The organism is Vibrio gigantis, from assembly GCF_024347515.1.
Classification (GTDB): domain Bacteria; phylum Pseudomonadota; class Gammaproteobacteria; order Enterobacterales; family Vibrionaceae; genus Vibrio; species Vibrio gigantis.
Genome location: NZ_AP025492.1, coordinates 46774 through 67781, shown reverse-complemented (window position 1 = coordinate 67781; position 21008 = coordinate 46774). Strand labels below are relative to the sequence as shown.

The 21008-nt window shown below is 44.5% G+C and carries 13 protein-coding genes and 5 tRNA genes; 6 read left to right on the top strand and 12 right to left on the bottom strand.

Features of this window, described 5'->3' with window-relative positions; all coding sequences use genetic code 11:
• The first annotated feature begins 195 nt into the window (after positions 1–195).
• A complete protein-coding gene (locus tag OCV56_RS00320; RefSeq protein ID WP_086711551.1) occupies positions 196–2529 on the top strand; it encodes a hypothetical protein in 2334 nt (777 codons plus the stop codon).
• Positions 2530–2613: 84 nt separating this feature from the next.
• Here the strand turns inward: OCV56_RS00320 and OCV56_RS00315 are convergent, their stop codons facing one another.
• The 10 genes from OCV56_RS00315 to OCV56_RS00270 all read right to left on the bottom strand — a co-directional run bounded on the left by OCV56_RS00315 (position 2614) and on the right by OCV56_RS00270 (position 10996).
• Complete coding sequence (locus OCV56_RS00315; RefSeq protein ID WP_086711549.1) at positions 2614–3558, bottom strand: SPOR domain-containing protein; 945 nt, start codon at positions 3556–3558, stop codon at positions 2614–2616.
• A gap of 187 nt (positions 3559–3745) precedes the next feature.
• Positions 3746–4684, bottom strand: coding sequence for an ABC transporter permease (locus OCV56_RS00310; RefSeq protein WP_017060135.1), 939 nt, complete (start codon positions 4682–4684; stop codon positions 3746–3748).
• Between the two features lie 2 nt (positions 4685–4686).
• The gene (locus tag OCV56_RS00305) at positions 4687–5664 is read right to left on the bottom strand and encodes an ABC transporter permease (RefSeq protein ID WP_008218600.1); all 978 of its coding nucleotides are present in this window, start codon (positions 5662–5664) and stop codon (positions 4687–4689) included.
• Between the two features lie 178 nt (positions 5665–5842).
• Complete coding sequence (locus OCV56_RS00300) at positions 5843–7396, bottom strand: ABC transporter substrate-binding protein (RefSeq protein ID WP_086711547.1); 1554 nt, start codon at positions 7394–7396, stop codon at positions 5843–5845.
• 93 nt (positions 7397–7489) lie between these two features.
• The gene (locus OCV56_RS00295; protein ID WP_055318741.1) at positions 7490–9217 is read right to left on the bottom strand and encodes a dipeptide ABC transporter ATP-binding protein; all 1728 of its coding nucleotides are present in this window, start codon (positions 9215–9217) and stop codon (positions 7490–7492) included.
• 1171 nt (positions 9218–10388) lie between these two features.
• Positions 10389–10465: transfer RNA gene (locus tag OCV56_RS00290), tRNA-Pro, on the bottom strand.
• Between the two features lie 55 nt (positions 10466–10520).
• A tRNA-His gene (locus OCV56_RS00285) sits at positions 10521–10596 on the bottom strand.
• A gap of 44 nt (positions 10597–10640) precedes the next feature.
• Positions 10641–10717, bottom strand: a tRNA-Pro gene (locus OCV56_RS00280).
• A gap of 77 nt (positions 10718–10794) precedes the next feature.
• Positions 10795–10870, bottom strand: a tRNA-His gene (locus OCV56_RS00275).
• Positions 10871–10919: 49 nt separating this feature from the next.
• Positions 10920–10996 (bottom strand) — tRNA-Arg (locus OCV56_RS00270).
• A 298-nt stretch (positions 10997–11294) separates the two neighbouring features.
• On the opposite strand from OCV56_RS00270, the gene OCV56_RS00265 reads away from it, so the two are divergent.
• Positions 11295–11708, top strand: coding sequence for a c-type cytochrome (locus OCV56_RS00265; protein ID WP_017069626.1), 414 nt, complete (start codon positions 11295–11297; stop codon positions 11706–11708).
• 81 nt (positions 11709–11789) lie between these two features.
• Here the strand turns inward: OCV56_RS00265 and rep are convergent, their stop codons facing one another.
• On the bottom strand, positions 11790–13808 hold the full coding sequence (gene rep / locus OCV56_RS00260) for a DNA helicase Rep (protein WP_086711545.1): 2019 nt from the start codon (positions 13806–13808) through the stop codon (positions 11790–11792).
• Positions 13809–13988: 180 nt separating this feature from the next.
• Here rep and OCV56_RS00255 point away from each other — a divergent pair, with 180 nt between their 5' ends.
• The 4 genes from OCV56_RS00255 (at position 13989) to ubiK (ending at position 19200) form a co-directional block, all read left to right on the top strand.
• Positions 13989–14570, top strand: a complete 582-nt coding sequence (locus OCV56_RS00255) for a TetR/AcrR family transcriptional regulator (RefSeq protein WP_010433399.1) — start codon at positions 13989–13991, stop codon at positions 14568–14570.
• A gap of 18 nt (positions 14571–14588) precedes the next feature.
• Positions 14589–15695 (top strand): efflux RND transporter periplasmic adaptor subunit, encoded by a 1107-nt coding sequence (locus OCV56_RS00250; protein WP_086711543.1) that lies wholly within the window; start codon positions 14589–14591, stop codon positions 15693–15695.
• A gap of 11 nt (positions 15696–15706) precedes the next feature.
• Positions 15707–18829, top strand: coding sequence for a multidrug efflux RND transporter permease subunit (locus OCV56_RS00245; protein WP_086711541.1), 3123 nt, complete (start codon positions 15707–15709; stop codon positions 18827–18829).
• Positions 18830–18948: 119 nt separating this feature from the next.
• Positions 18949–19200, top strand: a complete 252-nt coding sequence (gene ubiK / locus OCV56_RS00240) for a ubiquinone biosynthesis accessory factor UbiK (RefSeq protein WP_032551009.1) — start codon at positions 18949–18951, stop codon at positions 19198–19200.
• 304 nt (positions 19201–19504) lie between these two features.
• Here the strand turns inward: ubiK and ilvC are convergent, their stop codons facing one another.
• Positions 19505–20989: a ketol-acid reductoisomerase gene (gene ilvC / locus OCV56_RS00235; RefSeq protein ID WP_086711540.1), complete on the bottom strand. Its 1485-nt coding sequence runs from the start codon at positions 20987–20989 to the stop codon at positions 19505–19507.
• Positions 20990–21008 lie beyond the last annotated feature (19 nt).

Below are 21008 nucleotides of genomic sequence, written 5' to 3'. Positions count from 1 at the left end.
TTTTAGCACAGATCAACAATCAGAGCTGTAGATCTCGAAACCTGTAAATAAAATAAATTATATTTTACGGTTTTTTTCAGAATTTACGTATGTTGATAAATCGAGCAATACTCAGTAAAACATTCACCCTAATAATGAAAACTTAGAACAAGAAACAAACAGAGCTTGGCTAGAGCTCTCTAAAAAGGATATGAAATGAAAAAGGTTAGTTTACTAGCAGCGTCAGTGGCAATTGCCCTAGCTGGTTGTGGTGGTTCAGATGGTGATTCTTCAACATCCCCTTCTCCAAGCGGTGTAACAATTACAGGTTTTGATGGTTACTTTAATCAAGCTGTTGTGTTTGATGATAAAGATAACAACGGCATTTTAAACATTGGCTCAGACACTATTTTCGGCCTTACCAACGACCAAGGTCAAATTGAGATATCAGGCGACATTTCAGGTGTGCTAGCACTTCAAACATTAACACCAGGCGGTACAGTACAAACGGCACTTGCGAACCACGATAGCAGTAAATACGCGGGTAAATACACCATCGATATGGATCACCCAGCTCAAGCAATGGCTCATGAGCTTGTGTTCCGTGCACCAACTTCATCAGATGTAATTTCACCAATTACTGATTTAGTTGCAATCGAAATGGCTAAAGGCACAGACGCTGCTCCTGTTACTGAAGAAGAAGCGGTGGCGATTGTTAGCACTGCTCTTGGTGGCACAGATGAAGCGCCTATCGACCCTTACTCTGATTTTGTTTCAGGTGCTGATGCGAATGCTGAACTACACAAAACAGCACAAATCCTAACGGAATCGAAAGCGGCTAACCCTACGACTTATGAAGAAAAATCTGATCAGTTTGCAAAAGAAGCCGATGCGATCGTTGATACGCTAACTTCAGACCAACTAGCAGACAACGATTTAAAACCTGTTATTGGAGATAACGCGGCTCCTGGTGAAGATCTTGACCCTGTTGTTGTAACCAACAATAAGCTAGTTGTAACAGCAAGCGTTTTAGAAACAGAGCAAGGTAAGATCCCAACACTAGAAGAGAATGGTAGCTCATCAAATATCGTTCTTGATATTGCAGGCTTATTTGTTGATAAAGACCAGACTCTAATCACGCCAACTCTAACTCACAACATCCCTGCAGAAAGCGGTATTGCTGTGACTCTCAATGGCGACACATTAACTCTAGTGGCATCAGATTACATTGGTGCTTCTGGTGAGTTTACAGTGACTTTAACGGCAGAAGATAAGAATTCAACGCCAGAAGTAGTTGGCTCTGCGATCGCGACGTTCAAGGTTAAAATTGAAGCTGCGAACTCAATTCCGACTGTTGATTACGCGGAATATGATCTTTTACAAGCAGAAATCAACAACTGGCAGCTAGAGGTAGGCGTTCCATTCGAGCAAACTATCAATATTGAAAACCTATTCACTGACAAAGATGGTGACATTGTTTCTTACCGCACTGGTAGCATGACAATTCCAGGTTTAACGGTATCTCCACAAGAAGGTACGAACCCAATCATCACCATTTCTGGTACACCAACCAAAGCAACGGCAGCTGACGCTTCAGAAGCATTCATGGTTGGCGGTGTTGATAACGAAGACGCTGCAGCTTACCAAGAAATGCTGATGCCTCAAGTCGCTGAAGGCGTAGTGCCAGAACCAGATCTTCACCCTCTTGAAGGTAAAACTTGGTACATGCTAGAGCACGGTAGCTCAAATGGTGAAAATGAGCAAGACTACGCAAGCATCTGGTGTGATTCAATCAAGTTTGAAAATGGCATCGTACTGGGTAATGTAAGAAGCATTGCGAACAAGACAACATGTTCTGCCGCTGATACTCAAACTGAAAACGCAACTTATGAAGTTATCGACGGTAAGCTTTTTGCGACATTTGAATTTGTAGAAGATGGTCAAAACCTAGTTGAAACCTTCCAAGTAGAAGTGTTTGAAGACGCTGATGATATTTCTGGCGGTGCTAAAACTATCATTCACCGCATGCAAGACGCGACTGAAGAATCAGCAGAACGTTACACATACTTCAGCAACAAAGCAGACATCGAAAAGCGTATCAATGTGACTTCTGAAATGGGTCCAGATGCACGTTATTTCGCCGCTTACTTACCAGCAGAGCAAGACCTAACGTATAACTTAGGAGCTATTAGTTTAGCGTTGAAAGAAAATTCTAACTCAAATGACAGTAACGTAATGGACGCAGATTTATCCTTTGACGTTCCAAACAATGATTTTACTTGTGCGACCATTAATGAGTTTTTCTCAGGTTTTTACTTTACTGGTGAAGATATCGGTTCAGTACAATCTATAGATTATAATGGTACACCAATTGAGTGCTACACAAATGAAGAAAACGGCGTCAACTATGCGTCTGTTGACTTTGACTTACCCGCACTAACTGTCAATAACGTATACAGCGTAATCGGTAAAGTAAAAGACAGCGATGGCGAATACTTGGAAGCTGTTAAGTTCAACATTGAATGGACAGGTACAGGTAACAACGAATAATTCATTAACCTGAATTAATCATGTCATACCTATAAAAACCCCGCTATTGCGGGGTTTTCTTTTATCGGATACAAAGCTTAGTACTTATTTCACACACATCACATTGAGCAGTGAAGAGCCTTTCAATTGGTTTACGTTACCGTTGGTAAACAGACCTTTCTTATCTGCGCCCCAGTACGGTAGATGCATTGGCCAGTTCTGTTTTTCCATAACCTTTGAGCTCAAGATGCTCTGCCATTGCTTTTCACTCATCAGCTTCATGTTGACCTGATTACACACCAATTCAGCGCTATCGTAATCTAGGCGGCTCCAAGGCTTACCTTGTTCCATGTAGAACTGCTGTTGATGGTCAAGAAGGTAAGGAATCGCATATTGGCTACCCGCAACATCTGCTGTCACGCGGATTTCGATTTCCAGATCGTTATCTGAACTCGCATTACCGCTTGGTAACGTCTGAATAGAGGCAGCGCTCGTTACCGCAGCCGCTTGCTTAGCTGCGATTGGTTTTGGCTTTGCTGGGGCTTTAGGCTTAACCACTTTTGGTTCTGCCTCTTTTGCAACGATAGGTTGCGATGAGGTTTTAGACTTATCGACCATACGAATAAAGGCTTCACCGTAACCAGGAACCTTACGTACTTGAGCTAGATCTTTTCTTGCATCAGAGAAGGTTGAATAAGGGCCGATTAAGCAACGGTAGTCACTTCCTTCAGGCTTCATCCAAACGTTAGTCGAGATCTTTTCATAAAGAGGTTTTGCACGGCTCAGTGACAAAGGCTTGTTCAGCAGACCACATTGAACCCAGAACAGTTCGTTATCTGAATGACGTTTAGGTGCCTTACTGCCCCAAACACCTTTACCAATCGGACATGACTGCTCTAGCTGTGGCAATTGATTGGTGCTTGCCTGAGTGGCATCACATAGAACCGATTCTGCACTCACTTGGCTCGATACCAAAAGGGATGCAGCGATAAGCCCCATACGATAATTTCTCATCACAGCACGACATACAGCATTCATTGTCAATTTCATAACCACCACTTAAACCCTCGCGGGCTAATTATTACCGAATCTATGTCGATAAAACATGAATTCCATTTTAAGTATTATTGACAGTGTCAATGATACTAAGTTCAAGATCCATTAAGCAAAAAAAGAGCCGTAATTGCTTACGGCTCTTAGTTTAGTGACTTTTTTTACTAAAAATCAAACCGAGCTATCACCCTTTATAAATTTTCGGGTTAAACACGTCGCGTAACCAGTCGCCTAATAGGTTAATAACTAGAACCAATGTTACCAAAAGTACACCTGGGAATGCTGTGATCCACCATGCTCCTGAGAAAATGTAGTTAAAACCAGTACTGATCAGGGCACCGAGTGACGGTTGGTCCACCGGAAGACCTAAACCTAGGAAAGAAAGTGCCGCCTCTGACATGATGGCATTTGCCACCTGTACCGTAGAGATAACCAAAATCGGTGATAAACAGTTAGGCAGAATATGACGGAACATGATGCGAGGTGCTCTGAAGCCCATCACACGCGCCGCTTCTACATACTCTTTCTTCTTCTCTGCCAATACCGATGCACGGATTGTACGCGCATACTGCGGCCATTCGGCAATACCGATGATCACCACCAGCATAACAACGGCATATTGCGCGTAGAAGTCACTACCGAAACTTGCCTTAAAGATAGCCGATACAATAATCGCAACCATCATGGTCGAGAACGAAAGCTGAACATCGGCAAAACGCATCAGGAAGCTATCGATACGACCACCGAAGTAACCCGCAGACAGGCCAATGATGATACCTAGAGTCAGCTGAAGGCCAACCGCTAAGAAACCAATCGTCAACGAAAGACGAGAGCCGTAAAGCATCGTCGATAGAATGTCACGACCTTGCTCATCAGTACCCAGTAAGAAACGCTCTTCACCGTCTTCCATCCAAGATGGTGGCAGCTCTGAATCCATGATATCGATAGACGTCACGTCATAAGGGTCTGTTGGCGCTAAAATCGGTGCGGCTAGTGCCATCACTAAGAAGGCTGCAAAGATCGCAAAGCTGACCATTGCCACTTTGTCGCGTAAGAAGTAGTACAGAATGTCTGACTGCTTAAATCGCTCCCAACGAGATGGAGCTGTTGTTGTTTGTTCCATGATTATGCTCCTTTCCCTGTAATGTTCACTGTTGGGTTAATGATGCCGTATAGCAGGTCAACAATGGTGTTCGTTACTACGAAGATAAGACCTACGAAGATAACGTATGCGGTAATCAGTGGTGTATCCACTCGGTTAATCGCTTCAAGGAATAGGAAGCCGGTGCCCGGCCACTGGAATACGGTTTCAGTAAGAATGGTGTAAGCCACCATAGTACCGATTTGAACACCACCTACCGTTAGTACAGGCAGCATTGTGTTCTTCAAAGCGTGTTGGTAGTAGATCTTGTTCAGCGCTAGGCCTTTTGCTTTACCAAACTTGATGTACTCAGAACTAAGAACCTCTAGCATTTCAGAGCGCACTAGACGAATGAACAGAGGCAACATGATAGACGCCAAAGCAATACTCGGCAGCACTAAGTGCGCAAGGCCATCTATCGTTAAGAAGCCAGACTCCCAACCAAACCAGTTTGCGGTCTCACCACGTCCAAACGACGGCAGCCAACCTAATTCAATAGAGAATACATACATCAACATGATTGCAGTTAAGAAAACAGGCACAGAAATGCCGATACTACTGCCCGCCATCACCAGTTTAGTGAAGAAGCTTTTTGGGTGTATTGCAGAATAAACGCCAAGTGGAATCGATAGACAAACAATGATCAGAGAAGCGCCAAACACAAGTTCAAGCGTTGCTACGAGTTTATCTAAGATTACGTCCACAGCTGGGCGTTTAAAGAAATATGAAGTACCAAGATCACCTTGTAGAGCTGCGCCCACAAAGCGAGTGTATTTTGTAATGAAGGGATCATTTAAGCCGAGTTCATCACGCAGCGCTTGACGCTCCGATTCTGAAACAGATTGACCGACTAACTCACGCAACGGGTCGCCCAGGTTATCCTGAATGGCAAACGCCACCAAACTGATCACAAACATCACTATCAGTGCCTGAAACAGGCGCTTGACCAGAAACGTAACCATTCCTTGCCCCTTATCTATCCATGACTATCTAGTCGAAATCCGCGACTAGATAACAAAATTCAGTCTTAAAAAAGGTATTTAGCCAGACTGAAGGAAGACCAAATACCGAAACTTAAATCTATTTCTTAATAATTTGAGAGCCTGAAAAGCTTCAGGCTCTCGATTCTAGCAAGCTAGATTATTTTACAACTAGGTCGCCGAAGTAAGGCATAACCATTGGGTTTACTACGTCTGCTGCACCTACGTTAGACTTCGCGCCCCACGCTTCACTTTGCCAGTGTAGCGGTACGAATGCTGCGTCGTTGTATAGAGTTGCTTCAACGCCTTTCAGCATTTCAGAACGCTTAACTGGGTCAGTTTCAGTGTTAGAAGCTTCTACGATCGCATCCATCTCTGGGTTTGAGTAACCAGAACAGTTGTATTGACCACGGCCAGTCTCTTCGTTACGAGTCATAGTTAGGAACTCGTTGAAGTTAGCTGAATCTTCTGTATCTGAGTGCCAGCCGATCATCATCATATCTGCTGAACATAGGTCAAACTCAGGCCAGTACTGTGCTTTAGGCATAGTCTTAAGATCAACTTTGATGCCAATCTTAGACAGCATTGCTGCAGACGCTTGCGCTACTTTCGCATCGTTCACGTAACGGTTGTTTGGCGCCATCATAGTTAGCGTAAAGCCATCTTCGTAACCCGCTTCTTTCATCAGCTCTTTCGCTTTTTTCAGATCGTAACGAGGAACTAGGTCTTCGTTGTGACCCGCGTAGCCTGTTGGGCTTTGCTGACCAGCAGCTGTTGCGAAGCCTTTCATGATCTTCTTAACGATACCTTCGTTGTTGATTGCGTGCACAATCGCCTGACGAACGCGAACATCTTTAAGAGCTTCGTTGCTGTTTTGGTTCATTTGGAACGTGATGATACGAGTACCAGGTAGCGTTACTAGATCGATGTTCTTAGCGTTTTTAACACGCTTGTGATCATTTGGTGCTACAGGGTGAATCATATCAACGTCGCCAGAAAGAAGTGCTGCAACACGTGTTGCGTCTTCTTTGATTGGCACAAGCGTTAACTTGTCTACGTTGCCTTCAGTTTCTGTATCCCAGTAATCGTTGAAACGTTCGAACGTTACTTTAACGCCTTGCTCACGCTGCGTTACGATGAAAGGACCAGTACCTGAAACGTTAGTCGAAGCAAACGAGTTACCGTGCTTAACTAGCTCAGACTTATCTTTACCTTCCGCTGTTTGGCCAGAGTAGAACTTGCTGTCCATTGGGAAGATGTAAGTTGCTGTTTGTAGTACTAGTGGGTAAGCCGCTTTAGAAATAAGCTCAACTGTGTAGTCATCCACTTTTACCATCTTCTCGTATGGCGTGAAGATAGACTTAAAGTCTGGAGAAGCTTGTAGACGTTCAAAAGTCCACACAACATCATCAGCAGTCAGTTCGTTACCAGAGTGGAATTTCACACCTTTACGTAGGTTAAAGCGGAAAGTCGTTTCATCAACACGCTCCCAGCTAGATGCTAGGCGGCCTTCAAAATCCATCTCTTGAGTGAAACGTACTAGAGGGTCAAACACCATGTGAGACATTTGCAGTGTGCCACCAGACAGCTGCTCGTGCGGGTCAAGTGATACTGGGTCAGCTGCGTAGCCAACGGTAATATCTGCTGCTGCTGCACTAAAGCTTAGGCCAGCTGCCATTAAAGCTACTGCTAATTTGCTTTTCATGGTTTTCATTGCATAACTCCTTCATGCGGGAATCCAGATCCCTAGTTGTTGTATTTGCGTCTGTTTATTGTTTTTAGCAAGCTAAACTCCAGCCTGCTGATTTTATACCGCGGCTTGTGCCACTGCTTTTTCTTCTCTTAAACCTGTAAATTCAGGCATTAAAGAAATTAGGTGTTTGCTGTATTCATGCTGAGGCGATTGGAATAGCTGCTCGGTTGGTGCTACTTCCAATAGCTCTCCCATTTGCATCACACCAACACGATCACACATTTGGCGAATAACCGGTAAATCGTGACTGATGAACAGCATGGTTAGGTTTAGCTCGTCTTGTAAGTCTTTTAATAGGTTAAGGATCTGAGCCTGTACCGATACATCCAGTGCTGAGGTTGGTTCATCACAAATCAAAAGACGAGGGCGAGTTGCCAAAGCGCGAGCGATAGAAATACGCTGACGTTGGCCACCTGAGAATTCGTGTGGGTACTTAACCCCTGCCATTACACCTAAACCAACATGCTCTAGCAGGTCGTTGACGATCTGACGAGTTTCATTCTCGTTACGCGTAAGTTTATGGAATCGGATAGGCTCAGCAATGATGTCGAATATCTTCATTCGAGGGTTCATTGATGTGTAAGGGTTTTGGAAAACCATCTGCATTTGGCGACGCATTGGGCGACGCTCTTTTTCAGATTTCAGTCCAGTCAGGTCAACGCCTTCAAACGTTACTTTGCCTGAGTTAGGTGCGTATAAGCCAGCAATCACACGAGCAATCGTTGATTTACCTGAACCTGATTCACCGACTAAGCCAAACGTCTCACCTTCATGCACTTCAAAGCTGACATTGTTTGATGCCTGAACGTACTCACGACGGCTCTCAAAAAACGAATCTTTAGTCGTGAAACGCAGGTTTACATTTTCAACATTCAACAATGGGCCAGTGTAATCACGGTGGTCTTGGCTTTGACCTAACCAGTGGTTTTTAACATCAAGAGGCTCCATCTCGTGTGCTTCTTCTATGTAGCTCACAAGTGGGAAACGGTCGAGTTTACGGTCTGAACGTGGAACCGCAGAGATAAGACTGTGTGTGTATGGGTGTTCAGGAGTACCCAGAACTTTGGCTGTCGGACCAAACTCAACCAAATCACCACGATACATCACGGCTACGCGATCAGTAACGTTAGATACCACACCCATGTCGTGCGTTACTAACATACAACCTACGTTCTTCTTGATACATAAGTCACGAATCAACCCCAGTATCTGATCTTGGATAGAAACATCCAGTGCTGTTGTTGGTTCATCAGCGATGATTAGATCAGGTTCACCTGCCAATGCGATCGCGATAACAACACGCTGACGCATGCCGCCAGAGAATTGGTGTGGGTACTGCTTTAAACGGTTTTCTGGTTGTGGGATACCCACTTGGTTCATCAAGTCTAACGAGCGCTGGTAAGCTTCTTGATCCGAAACCTTCATGTTGGCATGAATCGTCTCTTTTAACTGCTGTTCTACTGTGAATAGAGGGTTAAGAGACGTCATTGGATCTTGGAAGATAAAACCAATCTTTGAGCCACGAACAGAACGCATCTGTTCAGGAGATAAGCCAGAGACTTTTTCGCCATCCAGAAATACCTCGCCGCTAGCAATGCGGCCGGGAGGACTCAGCAAATCGATCACAGCATTACCTACTGTTGATTTACCTGCACCAGACTCGCCTACAACACCAACAATCTCACCACGCTCAATGTTGAACGAAAGTGATTTAACTGCGGCGTGAACTCCATGACGAGATGGGTATTCGATACGAAGATTTTTTACTTCTAAAAGTGACATTACCAGACCTCTACTGCTTTGGCAGCTTTCTGCCCTGTCTGCAAAATTGAATCCATTCTTACCAGAATATTGTTCTGATATTTTATACGGTTGACAATTTGGCAAATAATTCACAGAAAAGCAACAAAAATAGGATAAAAAGTCGACATCAAACGCTTAACAAGCAAAAGCACCACATAAATATTCACCAAGACAGCATATAGTAAGATAAATCAACATTATATTATCGGCAAGAAACACTCACAAACGCCTTACCAGCACTTACTTGTAGAGTTAAACCTGAGCTTAAAAGCAGATCTCACTACCAGTCACTAAAAACAAATAATTATTCCAAAAAACAATTAACACTATAGAAACAAACTCTAGATTTATTAATTTAAACAAATAAAACAACCAGATACACGCAAACTAACCATACATTTAACCATTTTTATTATTCTGGTAAATGTAAACCAGAGGAACGAAAGGTTTAATAAATAAGAGGAGTTTTTGAACGACCAAATGCGTAGAAAGCTGTCAAATTCAGGCCTTAGTGAGCAAGTTTAAGGTCAGGTTTCACTTTTGATGAAAGTCTTTAGACCAAACTCATTAATATGTCGAATTGTTAGGCGTCTTATTTATATAAAATTAGATATAGATCTGTAGGTTTGATAAAGAAAGCGACTCTGTATCAGCATCATAATCAGTCAGAACGATAGGAACCTATCCTATAGATGAAGGGGATACAGAGGCAACAACGGACAAGGTACCGAAGCAGGTAGGATCCCAACATTCAAAATTGAGAAAAGCTGAAACAGCAGACGTAAAAAGCCCCCACCTTTCGGCAGAGGCTTCTTAAGTGATCGGTGAAGAGACATTCTTTGAACATCAGGCGAACCCCACTTGGGCTCCAATCTAGCGATCTACAGATGAAAAAAAAGCTCATCATTTCTGATGAGCTTTCTTAAATGCGGTCGGTGAAGAGACATCCTTCGAACATCAGGCGAACCCCACTTGGGTTCCAATCTGTGATCTACAGATGAAAAAAAAAGCTCATCATTTCTGATGAGCTTTCTTAAATGCGGTCGGTGAAGAGACATCCTTTGAACATCAGGCGAACCCCACTTGGGTTCCAATCTAGCGATCTACAGATGAAAAAAAAGCTCATCATTTCTGATGAGCTTTCTTAAGGTGGTCGGTGAAGAGGGATTCGAACCCCCGACCCTCTGGTCCCAAACCAGATGCGCTACCAAGCTGCGCTATTCACCGAGACGTTTCGCTTGATTTCTCAAACTGGGAACTTCAAAGAAGCTACCAAAATTAATGGGGTGGCTAACGAGATTCGAACTCGCGACCACCGGAATCACAATCCAGGGCTCTACCAACTGAGCTATAGCCACCACTAATTTTTTATATAACCGCTTAAAAGCGATTATTGAAATAGTGGTCGGTGAAGAGGGATTCGAACCCCCGACCCTCTGGTCCCAAACCAGATGCGCTACCAAGCTGCGCTATTCACCGACTAGTTTTGTATCGACTCTTGGGAATAATGAGTCAACACTGGAAGCCGAAGCTACCGATATTTTGTAAAGAAAGAATGGGGTGGCTAACGAGATTCGAACTCGCGACCACCGGAATCACAATCCAGGGCTCTACCAACTGAGCTATAGCCACCATTATTTCTTTTCTGCCAATTTCTCACTTACCGAAGTAAGAGACCGGATGGCGCGCCTGAAAGGATTCGAACCTTCGGCCTTTGGCTCCGGAGGCCAACGCTCTATCCAGCTGAGCTACAGGCGCATGCCCTGTCGGCGGAGTGGAATAATACGTATATCACCCAATGCCGTCTAGTACTTTTTTAACTTTTTTTTCTGTTTGGTCTCTTTTTCGACAGTTAATATGTGATAAACCCCTTATTTGAGTACTACAACCCGCCACAGCTTATAAGTTGTTGTTTATTGCAACAACTTATCGGGATATAATCACCCATTATTTACATTGGTTTAACAGTTGCTCTTTGCTGGTTAAAGCCAAAACACCCTTCCAACACTATAAATTGGTAAGCATGTACTTACCTTGGGAATGTAAAGTGAGTTTAATGGATATGTCTCGTCGAATTTTAAGCGTTGTCATCGCAGTTTTAACCTTTTCAACTGGCGCAATGGCTGCAGGCCTAAGCGAAGCGGAGCAAGATGCAATTGCTGAACGCATCAAACCCGTTGGCCAAGTTTACCTAGTCGGCAGCGAGCCAGTAGCCGCAGAACCAACAGGCCCTCGTGATGGCGCAGCAGTTTACGGTACCTTTTGTATCGCTTGTCACGCATCTGGCGTAAGTGGCGCACCTAAAACAGGTGATGCTGGAGATTGGGGCCCTCGTATTGCTCAAGGTCGCGACATCCTAGCTGACCACGCAATCAACGGTTTCAATGCGATGCCTGCGAAAGGTTCATGTATGGACTGTTCAGACGACGAAATCAAAGATGCTATCGAGCACATGATTGCTGGTCTGTAATTAAAAATACCAGATTCAAAAAAGGTGACCTCATGGTCACCTTTTTTATTAGCTTCTATATAGTGCTATTAAAGCAGAGCATTACTTCTTGTTGAACATCGCTCGAATATTAGCAATGTGCGCCTGCCCTTTTTCCATTCTTTCTTCAGCGGATTGAGGCTTCTTCACGCTTTCCCACTCAACATCCTCATGCGGTAGCTCGTCAAGGAAGCGGCTTTGTGTTGGCTTAATCAACTCGCCATACTGACGACGTTCACGACACTTAGTAAAGGTCAGCTCTTTCTGAGCTCGAGTAATCCCTACATACATCAGACGACGTTCTTCTTCTACGTTACCTTCATCGACACTGGTTTGGTGCGGCAAGATACCCTCTTCAGCACCCATCAGAAATACATACGGAAACTCTAGGCCTTTCGATGCGTGCAACGTCATTAATTGAACCTGGTCTGCATCGTCATCATCTTCACCACGCTCCATCATGTCGCGCAGTGTTAAGCGTTGAACTACCTCGCGTAGGGTTTTCTCTTCTTTGTCGTAGTTGTCACCCTCAAGATCGGCCACAATCCAACTATAAAGATCAGAAACGTTCTTCATTCGCATTTCAGCAGCTTTCGGGCTCGCAGAGGTTTCGTATAACCAATCTTCATAGTTAATATCACGAACCAAAGCACGAACCGCATCCACGGTGTTACCACGCTCTGCGTTATCCGATATACGAACAATCCAGTCACCGAAACGGCGCAGGTTTTCTAAACCACGTCCCGTCAGTGTTTGCTCTAAGCCCATCTCAAAGCTAGCTTCAAACAGGCTCTTAGCACGCATATTGGCGTAACTGCCTAACTTCTCAAGCGTCACCGGACCAATCTCACGACGCGGTGTGTTTACAATACGTAGGAAGGCGTTGTCATCATCAGGGTTCACCAACACACGCAGGTAAGCCATGATGTCTTTAATCTCAGCTCTAGCGAAGAAAGAGGTACCGCCAGAGATCTTGTAAGGCACACGGTTCTGCATCAAGGCTTTTTCAATCAAGCGAGATTGATGGTTACCACGGTAAAGCACTGCGTAATCTTTGTATTCTGTGCGATTCAAAAACTTGTGAGCGATGATCTCACCGGTAATACGTTCTGCTTCGTGCTCTTCATTCTTGGCATTTAATACCTTGAGCTTTTCACCGTCTGGGATCTCAGAGAACAGTGACTTTTCATAAACGTGTGGGTTGTTAGCGATCAAGATGTTCGCTGCACGCAAGATTCGACTGGTTGAGCGATAATTTTGCTCTAGCTTGATCAAGCGAAGGTTCGGATAGTCCTCACCCAGCAACACCAAGTTTTGCGGTTTCGCACCACGCCAAGAGTAAATAGATTGGTCATCGTCACCTACTACCGTCAAACGACCACGCTCTCCAACCAGTAAGCGAACCAATTCGTACTGGCTGGTGTTAGTATCTTGGTATTCGTCCACTAGTAGGTAGCGAATACGTGACTGCCAACGTTCGCGCACCTCTTGATTGGTTTTAAGCAATTGTACCGGCAGGGCAATCAAATCATCAAAATCGAGGGCGTTGTAGGCCTTCATCTGCTTTTGATACATATCGAAGCAGAACGCAAATAGCTGATCTTGTTCACCTTGAGCGCGCGCTTTCGCCTGATCTGGCGTCAGCATGTCATTCTTCCAATTCGAAATCGCACTCATCAATGCACGCAGTAAATCCTTGTCGCCATCAATCTGTCTTTCTGTTAGCTCTTTTAACAGAGCCAACTGATCTTGATCATCAAACAGAGAGAAGCCTGCTTTCAAACCCAGCGCTTTGTATTCACGACGAATGATAGTTAAGCCCATGGTATGAAAGGTTGAAACGATCAGACCTTTCGACTCACCCTTCCCCAGAGTTTGTCCAACACGCTCTTTCATCTCGCGAGCCGCTTTATTGGTAAAGGTTACCGCTGCAATATTGCGCGCTTTATAGCCACACTCTTGAACCAAGTAAGCGATCTTATTCGTGATAACACGTGTTTTACCGGATCCAGCGCCCGCTAATACTAAGCAGGGGCCCGAAACATATTTCACGGCTTCATCTTGTCTTGGATTCAGTTTCATTTGATTCTCAATTTGGTCTAGAGGGGCGAATTCAATTGCGCGCCTATAATAATGCTGCAACACCACGAATGCTACGTTCTCTTATACAAGATTTTTACGTTGATGATGTAAAACTTTGTTGCACATGTGTGTGGTTATTAGGCTATAATGAATGAACGTTCATTCATTGGTGATTGAAATATGACAACTCATGCACCTCAGGATAAGCGCCAGCAAATACTTTCAGCCGCTGAAAAGCTAATTGCAGAGGTCGGCTTCCAAGGCCTTTCAATGCAAAAATTAGCCAAAGAAGCGGGAGTTGCTGCAGGTACTATCTACCGCTACTTCGATGATAAGGATCACTTGATCGATGATGTTCGAGTGCTCGTGACTCAAAGAGTAGCTGATGCTGTTCAAGAAGGGGTTAATGATTCGGATCCAATTAAACAACGCTATCGTACTATGTGGTTAAACATATGGAACTTAGCGGGAACGAACTTAGCTGCGATAAAAAATCGGGTTCAGTATGACTCGCTACCCATCACAAATAGCCTAAACTTCAGGGAACTAGAACGTAAAATGTTTGCCCAAGTTGAGCTGCTATTTAATGAGGGTAAAGAGCAAGGATTGTTTAAACCACTTGATAATGAAGTACTAAGTGGCTTGAGCTTAGCGGCTAGCGTATCTCTAGCGCGAAAGCATTCTTTAGGATTTTACCAACTCGACGAGGCAGCACTAGAAGCTGCAATAGAAGCCAGTTGGGATGCAATAATTAAACACTAGATCGGAGTTTTGACCATAATGAAAAAGTGGACTTTCTTCATGTTACTCATCGCAGTGCTACTTTTCGGCAGCGTTATTGGGTTTAACATGTTCAAACAACAAAAAATTGCTGAGTATATGGCCAACCGCCCTGAACCAGAGTTTCCAGTAACGGTAACTGAAGTTCAGCCGATCGACTGGGTTCCAGTGATTGAAGCTATCGGCTTTATCGAACCTAACCAAGGTGTAACACTCGCGAACGAAACCAGCGGTGTTATTGACCAGATCTCTTTTGAGTCAGGTACTGAAGTTAAGAGCGATCAACTATTAGTTCGCCTTGATTCAGACGTAGAGAAAGCGAACCTTAAGAGTTCTGAAGCTCGTTTGCCTGCAGCAAAAGCAAAGTACAAGCGTTACCAAGGTCTATTTAAGAAAGGCTCTATCTCTAAAGAAGCTTACGATGAAGCAGAAGCTAACTACTTCTCTCTTTCAGCTGATATTGAGAGCCTAAAAGCGTCTATCGATCGTCGCGAAATTCGCGCACCATTCGATGGTACCGTTGGTATCCGTAACGTTTACCTTGGCCAATACCTACAATCAGGTACTGATATCGTTCGTTTAGAAGATACCAGTGTAATGCGCCTACGCTTCACAGTTTCTCAAACTGACATCTCTCGTATCAATGTGGGTCAAGCAGTTGATATCTTTGTTGACGCTTACCCAGAGATCCCATTTGAGGGCTCTATCAGTGCAATTGAACCAGCAGTTAGCGTGCAAAGTGGTCTGATTCAAGTTCAAGCAGACATTCCAAACAATGATGGCAAACTTCGTAGCGGCATGTTCGCTCGCGCTAACATCATTCTGCCAAAACTAGAGAACCAAGTAACCCTGCCTCAAACGGCGATTACTTTCACTCTATACGGTGACAATGTTTACATCTTGACTGAAGAAGACGGTGTTCAACGCGTTTCTCAGCAAGTGGTAAAAGTAGGTGAACGCACAGCTGATATTGCACACATTCTTGAGGGTGTTAAAGCTGGCGATACGGTTGTAACTTCTGGCCAAGTACGTCTAAGTAACGGTGCCAAAGTTAAGGTTGTGGAAAGTGATGCAATCACACCACCATCTGAAACACCTAAGCTGTAACTGGAGGCATAATGCGCTTTACTGATGTTTTTATTAAACGTCCAGTTCTAGCGGTATCCATCAGCTTTTTGATTGCGCTGCTTGGCTTACAAGCAATCTTCAAAATGCAGGTGCGTGAATACCCTGAAATGACGAATACCGTCGTAACCGTAACTACGAGTTACTACGGTGCAAGTGCCGATCTTATCCAAGGCTTTATCACCCAGCCCCTCGAACAGGCTGTGGCGCAAGCGGATAATATCGATTATATGACTTCATCTTCTGTACTCGGTAGCTCTACGATTACCGTTAACATGAAGTTGAACACCGACCCGAACGCAGCGCTGTCTGACATACTGGCGAAAACAAACTCGGTTCGTTCTCAGCTGCCTAAAGAAGCGGAAGATCCAACCGTAACCATGTCGACCGGTTCAACAACAGCTGTACTCTACATTGGTTTTACTAGTGATGAGTTGGTGTCGAGCCAAATTACCGATTATCTAGAGCGTGTAATCAACCCGCAGCTATTTACAGTAAACGGTGTATCGAAAGTTGACCTGTACGGTGGTATGAAATACGCACTACGCGTATGGCTAGACCCGTCAAAAATGGCTGCAGTTAATCTAACTGCTAGTGATGTAATGACGGTATTGAATGCCAACAACTACCAATCGGCAACGGGCCAAGCAACCGGTGAGTTCGTTCTCTACAACGGCAGTGCTGATACACAAGTATCCAACACTGAAGAACTAGAGAACCTTGTAGTACGAAGCGGTGAAGGCGAGATCATCCGCCTATCTGACATTGCGAAGGTTTCTCTAGAGAAAAGCCACGATGTTTACCGTGCAAGTGCTAATGGTCAGGAAGCGGTTGTTGCAGCGATTAACGCGGCACCAAGTGCTAACCCAATCAACATTGCAGCAGATGTACTTGAGCTTCTTCCTCAGCTAGAGAAGAACCTTCCGAGCAACATCTCAATGAACGTGATGTATGACTCGACGATTGCGATTAACGAATCGATTCAAGAGGTTATCAAGACCATCCTTGAAGCAGCATTAATCGTACTGATCGTAATTACCTTGTTCTTGGGTTCTTTCCGTGCGGTTCTTATCCCTATCGTTACTATCCCACTGTCTTTGATTGGTGTGGCAATGGTAATGCAGGCAATGGGGTTCTCTTGGAACCTGATGACACTACTGGCAATGGTACTCGCCATCGGTCTGGTGGTAGATGATGCAATCGTAGTACTTGAGAACGTCGACAGGCATATCAAGCTCGGGGAGTCTCCTTTCCGCGCTGCGATCATCGGTACTCGTGAAATTGCGGTTCCTGTTATCGCAATGACACTAACGCTAGGTGCAGTATACGCCCCTATCGCGATGATGGGTGGTATCACAGGTTCGCTGTTTAAAGAGTTTGCATTAACTCTAGCCGGTTCTGTATTTGTATCCGGTATCGTGGCATTAACGCTGTCGCCAATGATGTGTTCAAAAATGCTGAAAGCTCACGCTGAACCAAGCAAGTTTGAACAAAAGGTACATAGCGTACTGGATGGTATGACTAACCGTTACGAGCGTATGCTTGGTGCGGTAATGAACCATCGCCCAGTATTCATTGGCTTTGCTGTTATCGTATTTGCAAGCTTACCGATGCTGTTTAAGTTCATCCCGAGTGAGTTAGCACCTTCAGAAGATAAAGGTGTAATCATGCTTATGGGTACAGCGCCATCAAATGCAAACTTAGACTTCATGCAAAATACCATGAACGACGTAAACAAGATTCTGTCTGATCAGCCAGAAGTCGCTTACGCGCAGGTGTTTACTGGTGTTCCTAATGCAAACCAAGCGTTCGGTATTGCATCTATGGTTCCATGGAGTGAACGTGAAGCAAGCCAATCAGAAGTAGCAAACCGCGTTGGTGGTTTGGTGAAAGATGTTCCTGGAATGGCAGTAACAGCGTTCCAAATGCCAGAACTACCAGGTGCAGGTTCAGGTCTTCCAATTCAGTTTGTTATTACAACACCAAACAGTTTTGAGAGCTTGTTCCAAATCACCACTGATATCTTGACTGATGTAGCGACAAACCCACTGTTCGTATACTCGGATCTCGATCTGAACTACGACTCAGCAACGATGAAAGTACACATCGACAAGGATAAAGCGGGCGCATACGGCGTGACCATGCAAGATATCGGTATCACGCTAGGTACCATGATGTCAGATGGCTACGTAAACCGTATCGACTTGAATGGTCGTTCTTACGAGGTTATCCCTCAGGTTGAACGTAAATACCGTTTGAACCCAGAATCGATGAATAATTACTACGTACGTGCTGCGGATGGCAATGCTGTACCGCTAGGCAGTTTGATTACGATTGATGTTGTGGCAGAGCCTCGCTCTCTTCCTCACTTCAACCAATTGAACTCGGCTACGATTGGTGCAGTACCGGCTCCAGGCGCTGCAATGGGTGATGCAATTGCATGGTTTGAAGACACGGCAGCGAATAAGCTTCCAAGTGGCTACAACCACGATTATATGGGTGAAGCACGCCAATACGTAACTGAAGGTAGCGCACTTTACGCGACCTTTGGTTTGGCACTGGCTATCATCTTCTTGGTACTAGCGATTCAATTCGAATCTCTTAAAGATCCATTGGTTATCATGGTATCTGTACCATTGGCGATCTGTGGTGCCCTAATTGCTCTGGCTTGGGGTGCGGCAACGATGAACATCTACTCGCAAGTAGGGTTGATCACCTTAGTCGGCCTGATCACCAAGCACGGTATCTTGATCTGTGAAGTTGCAAAAGAAGAACAGTTGCACCATCACAAAACTCGTATCGAAGCGGTAATGGAAGCTGCGAAGGTTCGTCTTCGTCCAATCCTAATGACTACAGCAGCGATGATCGCGGGTCTAATCCCACTGATGTACGCAAGTGGTGCGGGTGCGGCTCAGCGCTTTAGTATTGGTATCGTAATCGTTGCTGGTCTAGCGATTGGTACTATCTTCACGCTATTTGTACTGCCAGTGATTTACAGCTACCTGGCTGAAAAACACAAACCTCTACCTGTATTTGTTGAAGACAAAGATCTAGAAAAGCTAGCTCGTGTCGATGAAGCAAAAGCGGCACACAGAGAATTAGCTGATAATAAGTAATCGCTAAGTCGTATTAACAATAAAAAGGCTACTTCGGTGGCCTTTTTTTATACGCCATAGGCGACATCTCAAGTGTGATTAAATAGAATAGTGATAAATAGTCAGGAGTTTTAATCGATATGTTTGATCCAAAAAAACTAGAGCAAATTGCTAAGCAGATACACGATTCTATGCCCCAACCAGTAAAAGAGCTTGGTTCAGACGTAGATCAAAAAGTTCGCCAAGTTATCCAAGGCCAGTTAAACAAACTAGATGTTGTGAGCCGTGAAGAGTTTGATGTACAAACACAAGTACTGCTTCGCACTCGTCAAAAGCTAACTGAAATGGAACAGAAGCTAGCAGATCTAGAAGCTAAGCTTGCTGACAAGTAAGCTATCAGCGAAAAACATAGAAGGGTTGACGTGAAGCGTCAGCCCTTTTTTATGCAAGCGAGAATAATAAGGAGAGATTCCCGACCACACTCCTTTGCTGTTTTCGGAAATGACTTAGCTTTAAAGCCATAACCCTTAGGTACGCGAAGCATTCTCGACTCCCACTAAAAAACAAAAAAGGCTTGGTCAACGGCGACCAAGCCTTTTCATTAGATGTTGTGTTGCTTATTCATAACTCCAACCTGTAAGGAGTTATTGATACTGCTTTGCTTTTTCTACAAATTCGCAGTATCTAAGCGACGAATTAACCGCCTACAGCAATACGTTTCATGTCGCTCATGTAGCTACGTAGCTCTTCACCAATGTATTCAACAGGGTGATTACGGATAGCTTCGTTTACTTCAATTAGCTTAGCGTTATCAACTTGGTTAGATGTTTCACCTAGACCACGGCCGATCACGTCTGTTGCTACTGAAGGCATGAACTTCTCACGTAGTAGCGGTGTTGCTACGTTAGCGAATAGGTAGTTACCGTACTCAGCTGTATCAGAGATTACAACGTTCATTTCGTAAAGACGCTTACGAGCAACTGTGTTTGCGATTAGTGGAAGCTCATGTAGAGATTCGTAGTAAGCAGACTCATCGATAATGCCAGATGCAGTCATAGCTTCGAATGCTAACTCAACACCAGCACGAACCATAGCAACCATCAGGATACCGTTATCGAAATACTCTTGCTCTGAGATTTCTACGTCAGAAGCTGGGTAGTTTTCGAATGCAGTTTCGCCTGTCTCTTCACGCCAGCCTAGTAGATTCACATCATCATTCGCCCAGTCAGCCATCATAGTGCTAGAGAAGTGACCAGAGATGATGTCATCCATATGCTTGTTGTAAAGCGGACGCATTAGGTCTTTAAGCTCTTCCGAAAGCTCAAACGCTTTAACTTTAGCTGGGTTAGATAGACGGTCCATCATGTGAGTGACGCCACCGAACTTAAGTGCTTCAGTGATTGTTTCCCAACCGTATTGTAGAAGCTTGCCTGCGTAACCTGGTTCAATGCCGTCAGCAATCATCTTCTCGTAAGATACGATAGAACCTGCTTGTAGCATGCCACAAAGGATAGTTTGCTCACCCATAAGGTCAGATTTAACTTCCGCTACGAAAGAAGACTCTAGGCAACCTGCACGGTGACCACCGGTACCAGCAGCCCAAGCTTTAGCGATATCCCAGCCTTCACCTTTAGGATCATTTTCTGGGTGAACAGCGATCAGTGTTGGTACACCGAAACCACGCTTGTACTCTTCGCGAACTTCAGAACCAGGACACTTAGGTGCAACCATTACTACCGTAAGGTCAGAACGTAACTGCATGCCTTCTTCAACAACGTTAAAGCCGTGAGAGTAACCAAGTGCAGCGCCTTCTTTCATTAGAGGCATTACAGTTTCAACAACGTTTGTGTGTTGCTTGTCTGGAGTCAGGTTGATTACTAGGTCTGCTTGAGGGATTAGCGTTTCGTAGCTACCAACAACAAAGCCGTTCTCATCAGCGTTCTTGAATGATTGACGCTTCTCGTCAATTGCTGCTTGGCGAAGAGCGTAAGATACGTCTAGACCAGAATCACGCATGTTTAGACCTTGGTTTAGGCCTTGAGCACCACAACCAACAATTACGATTTTCTTACCTTCAAGATATTCAGCTTCTGTCGCAAATTCTTCACGATCCATGAAGCGGCAACGACCTAGTTGGTCTAGTTGTTCACGAAGGTTTAATGTATTGAAATAGTTAGCCATTCTAGGGCACTCCTTTAAA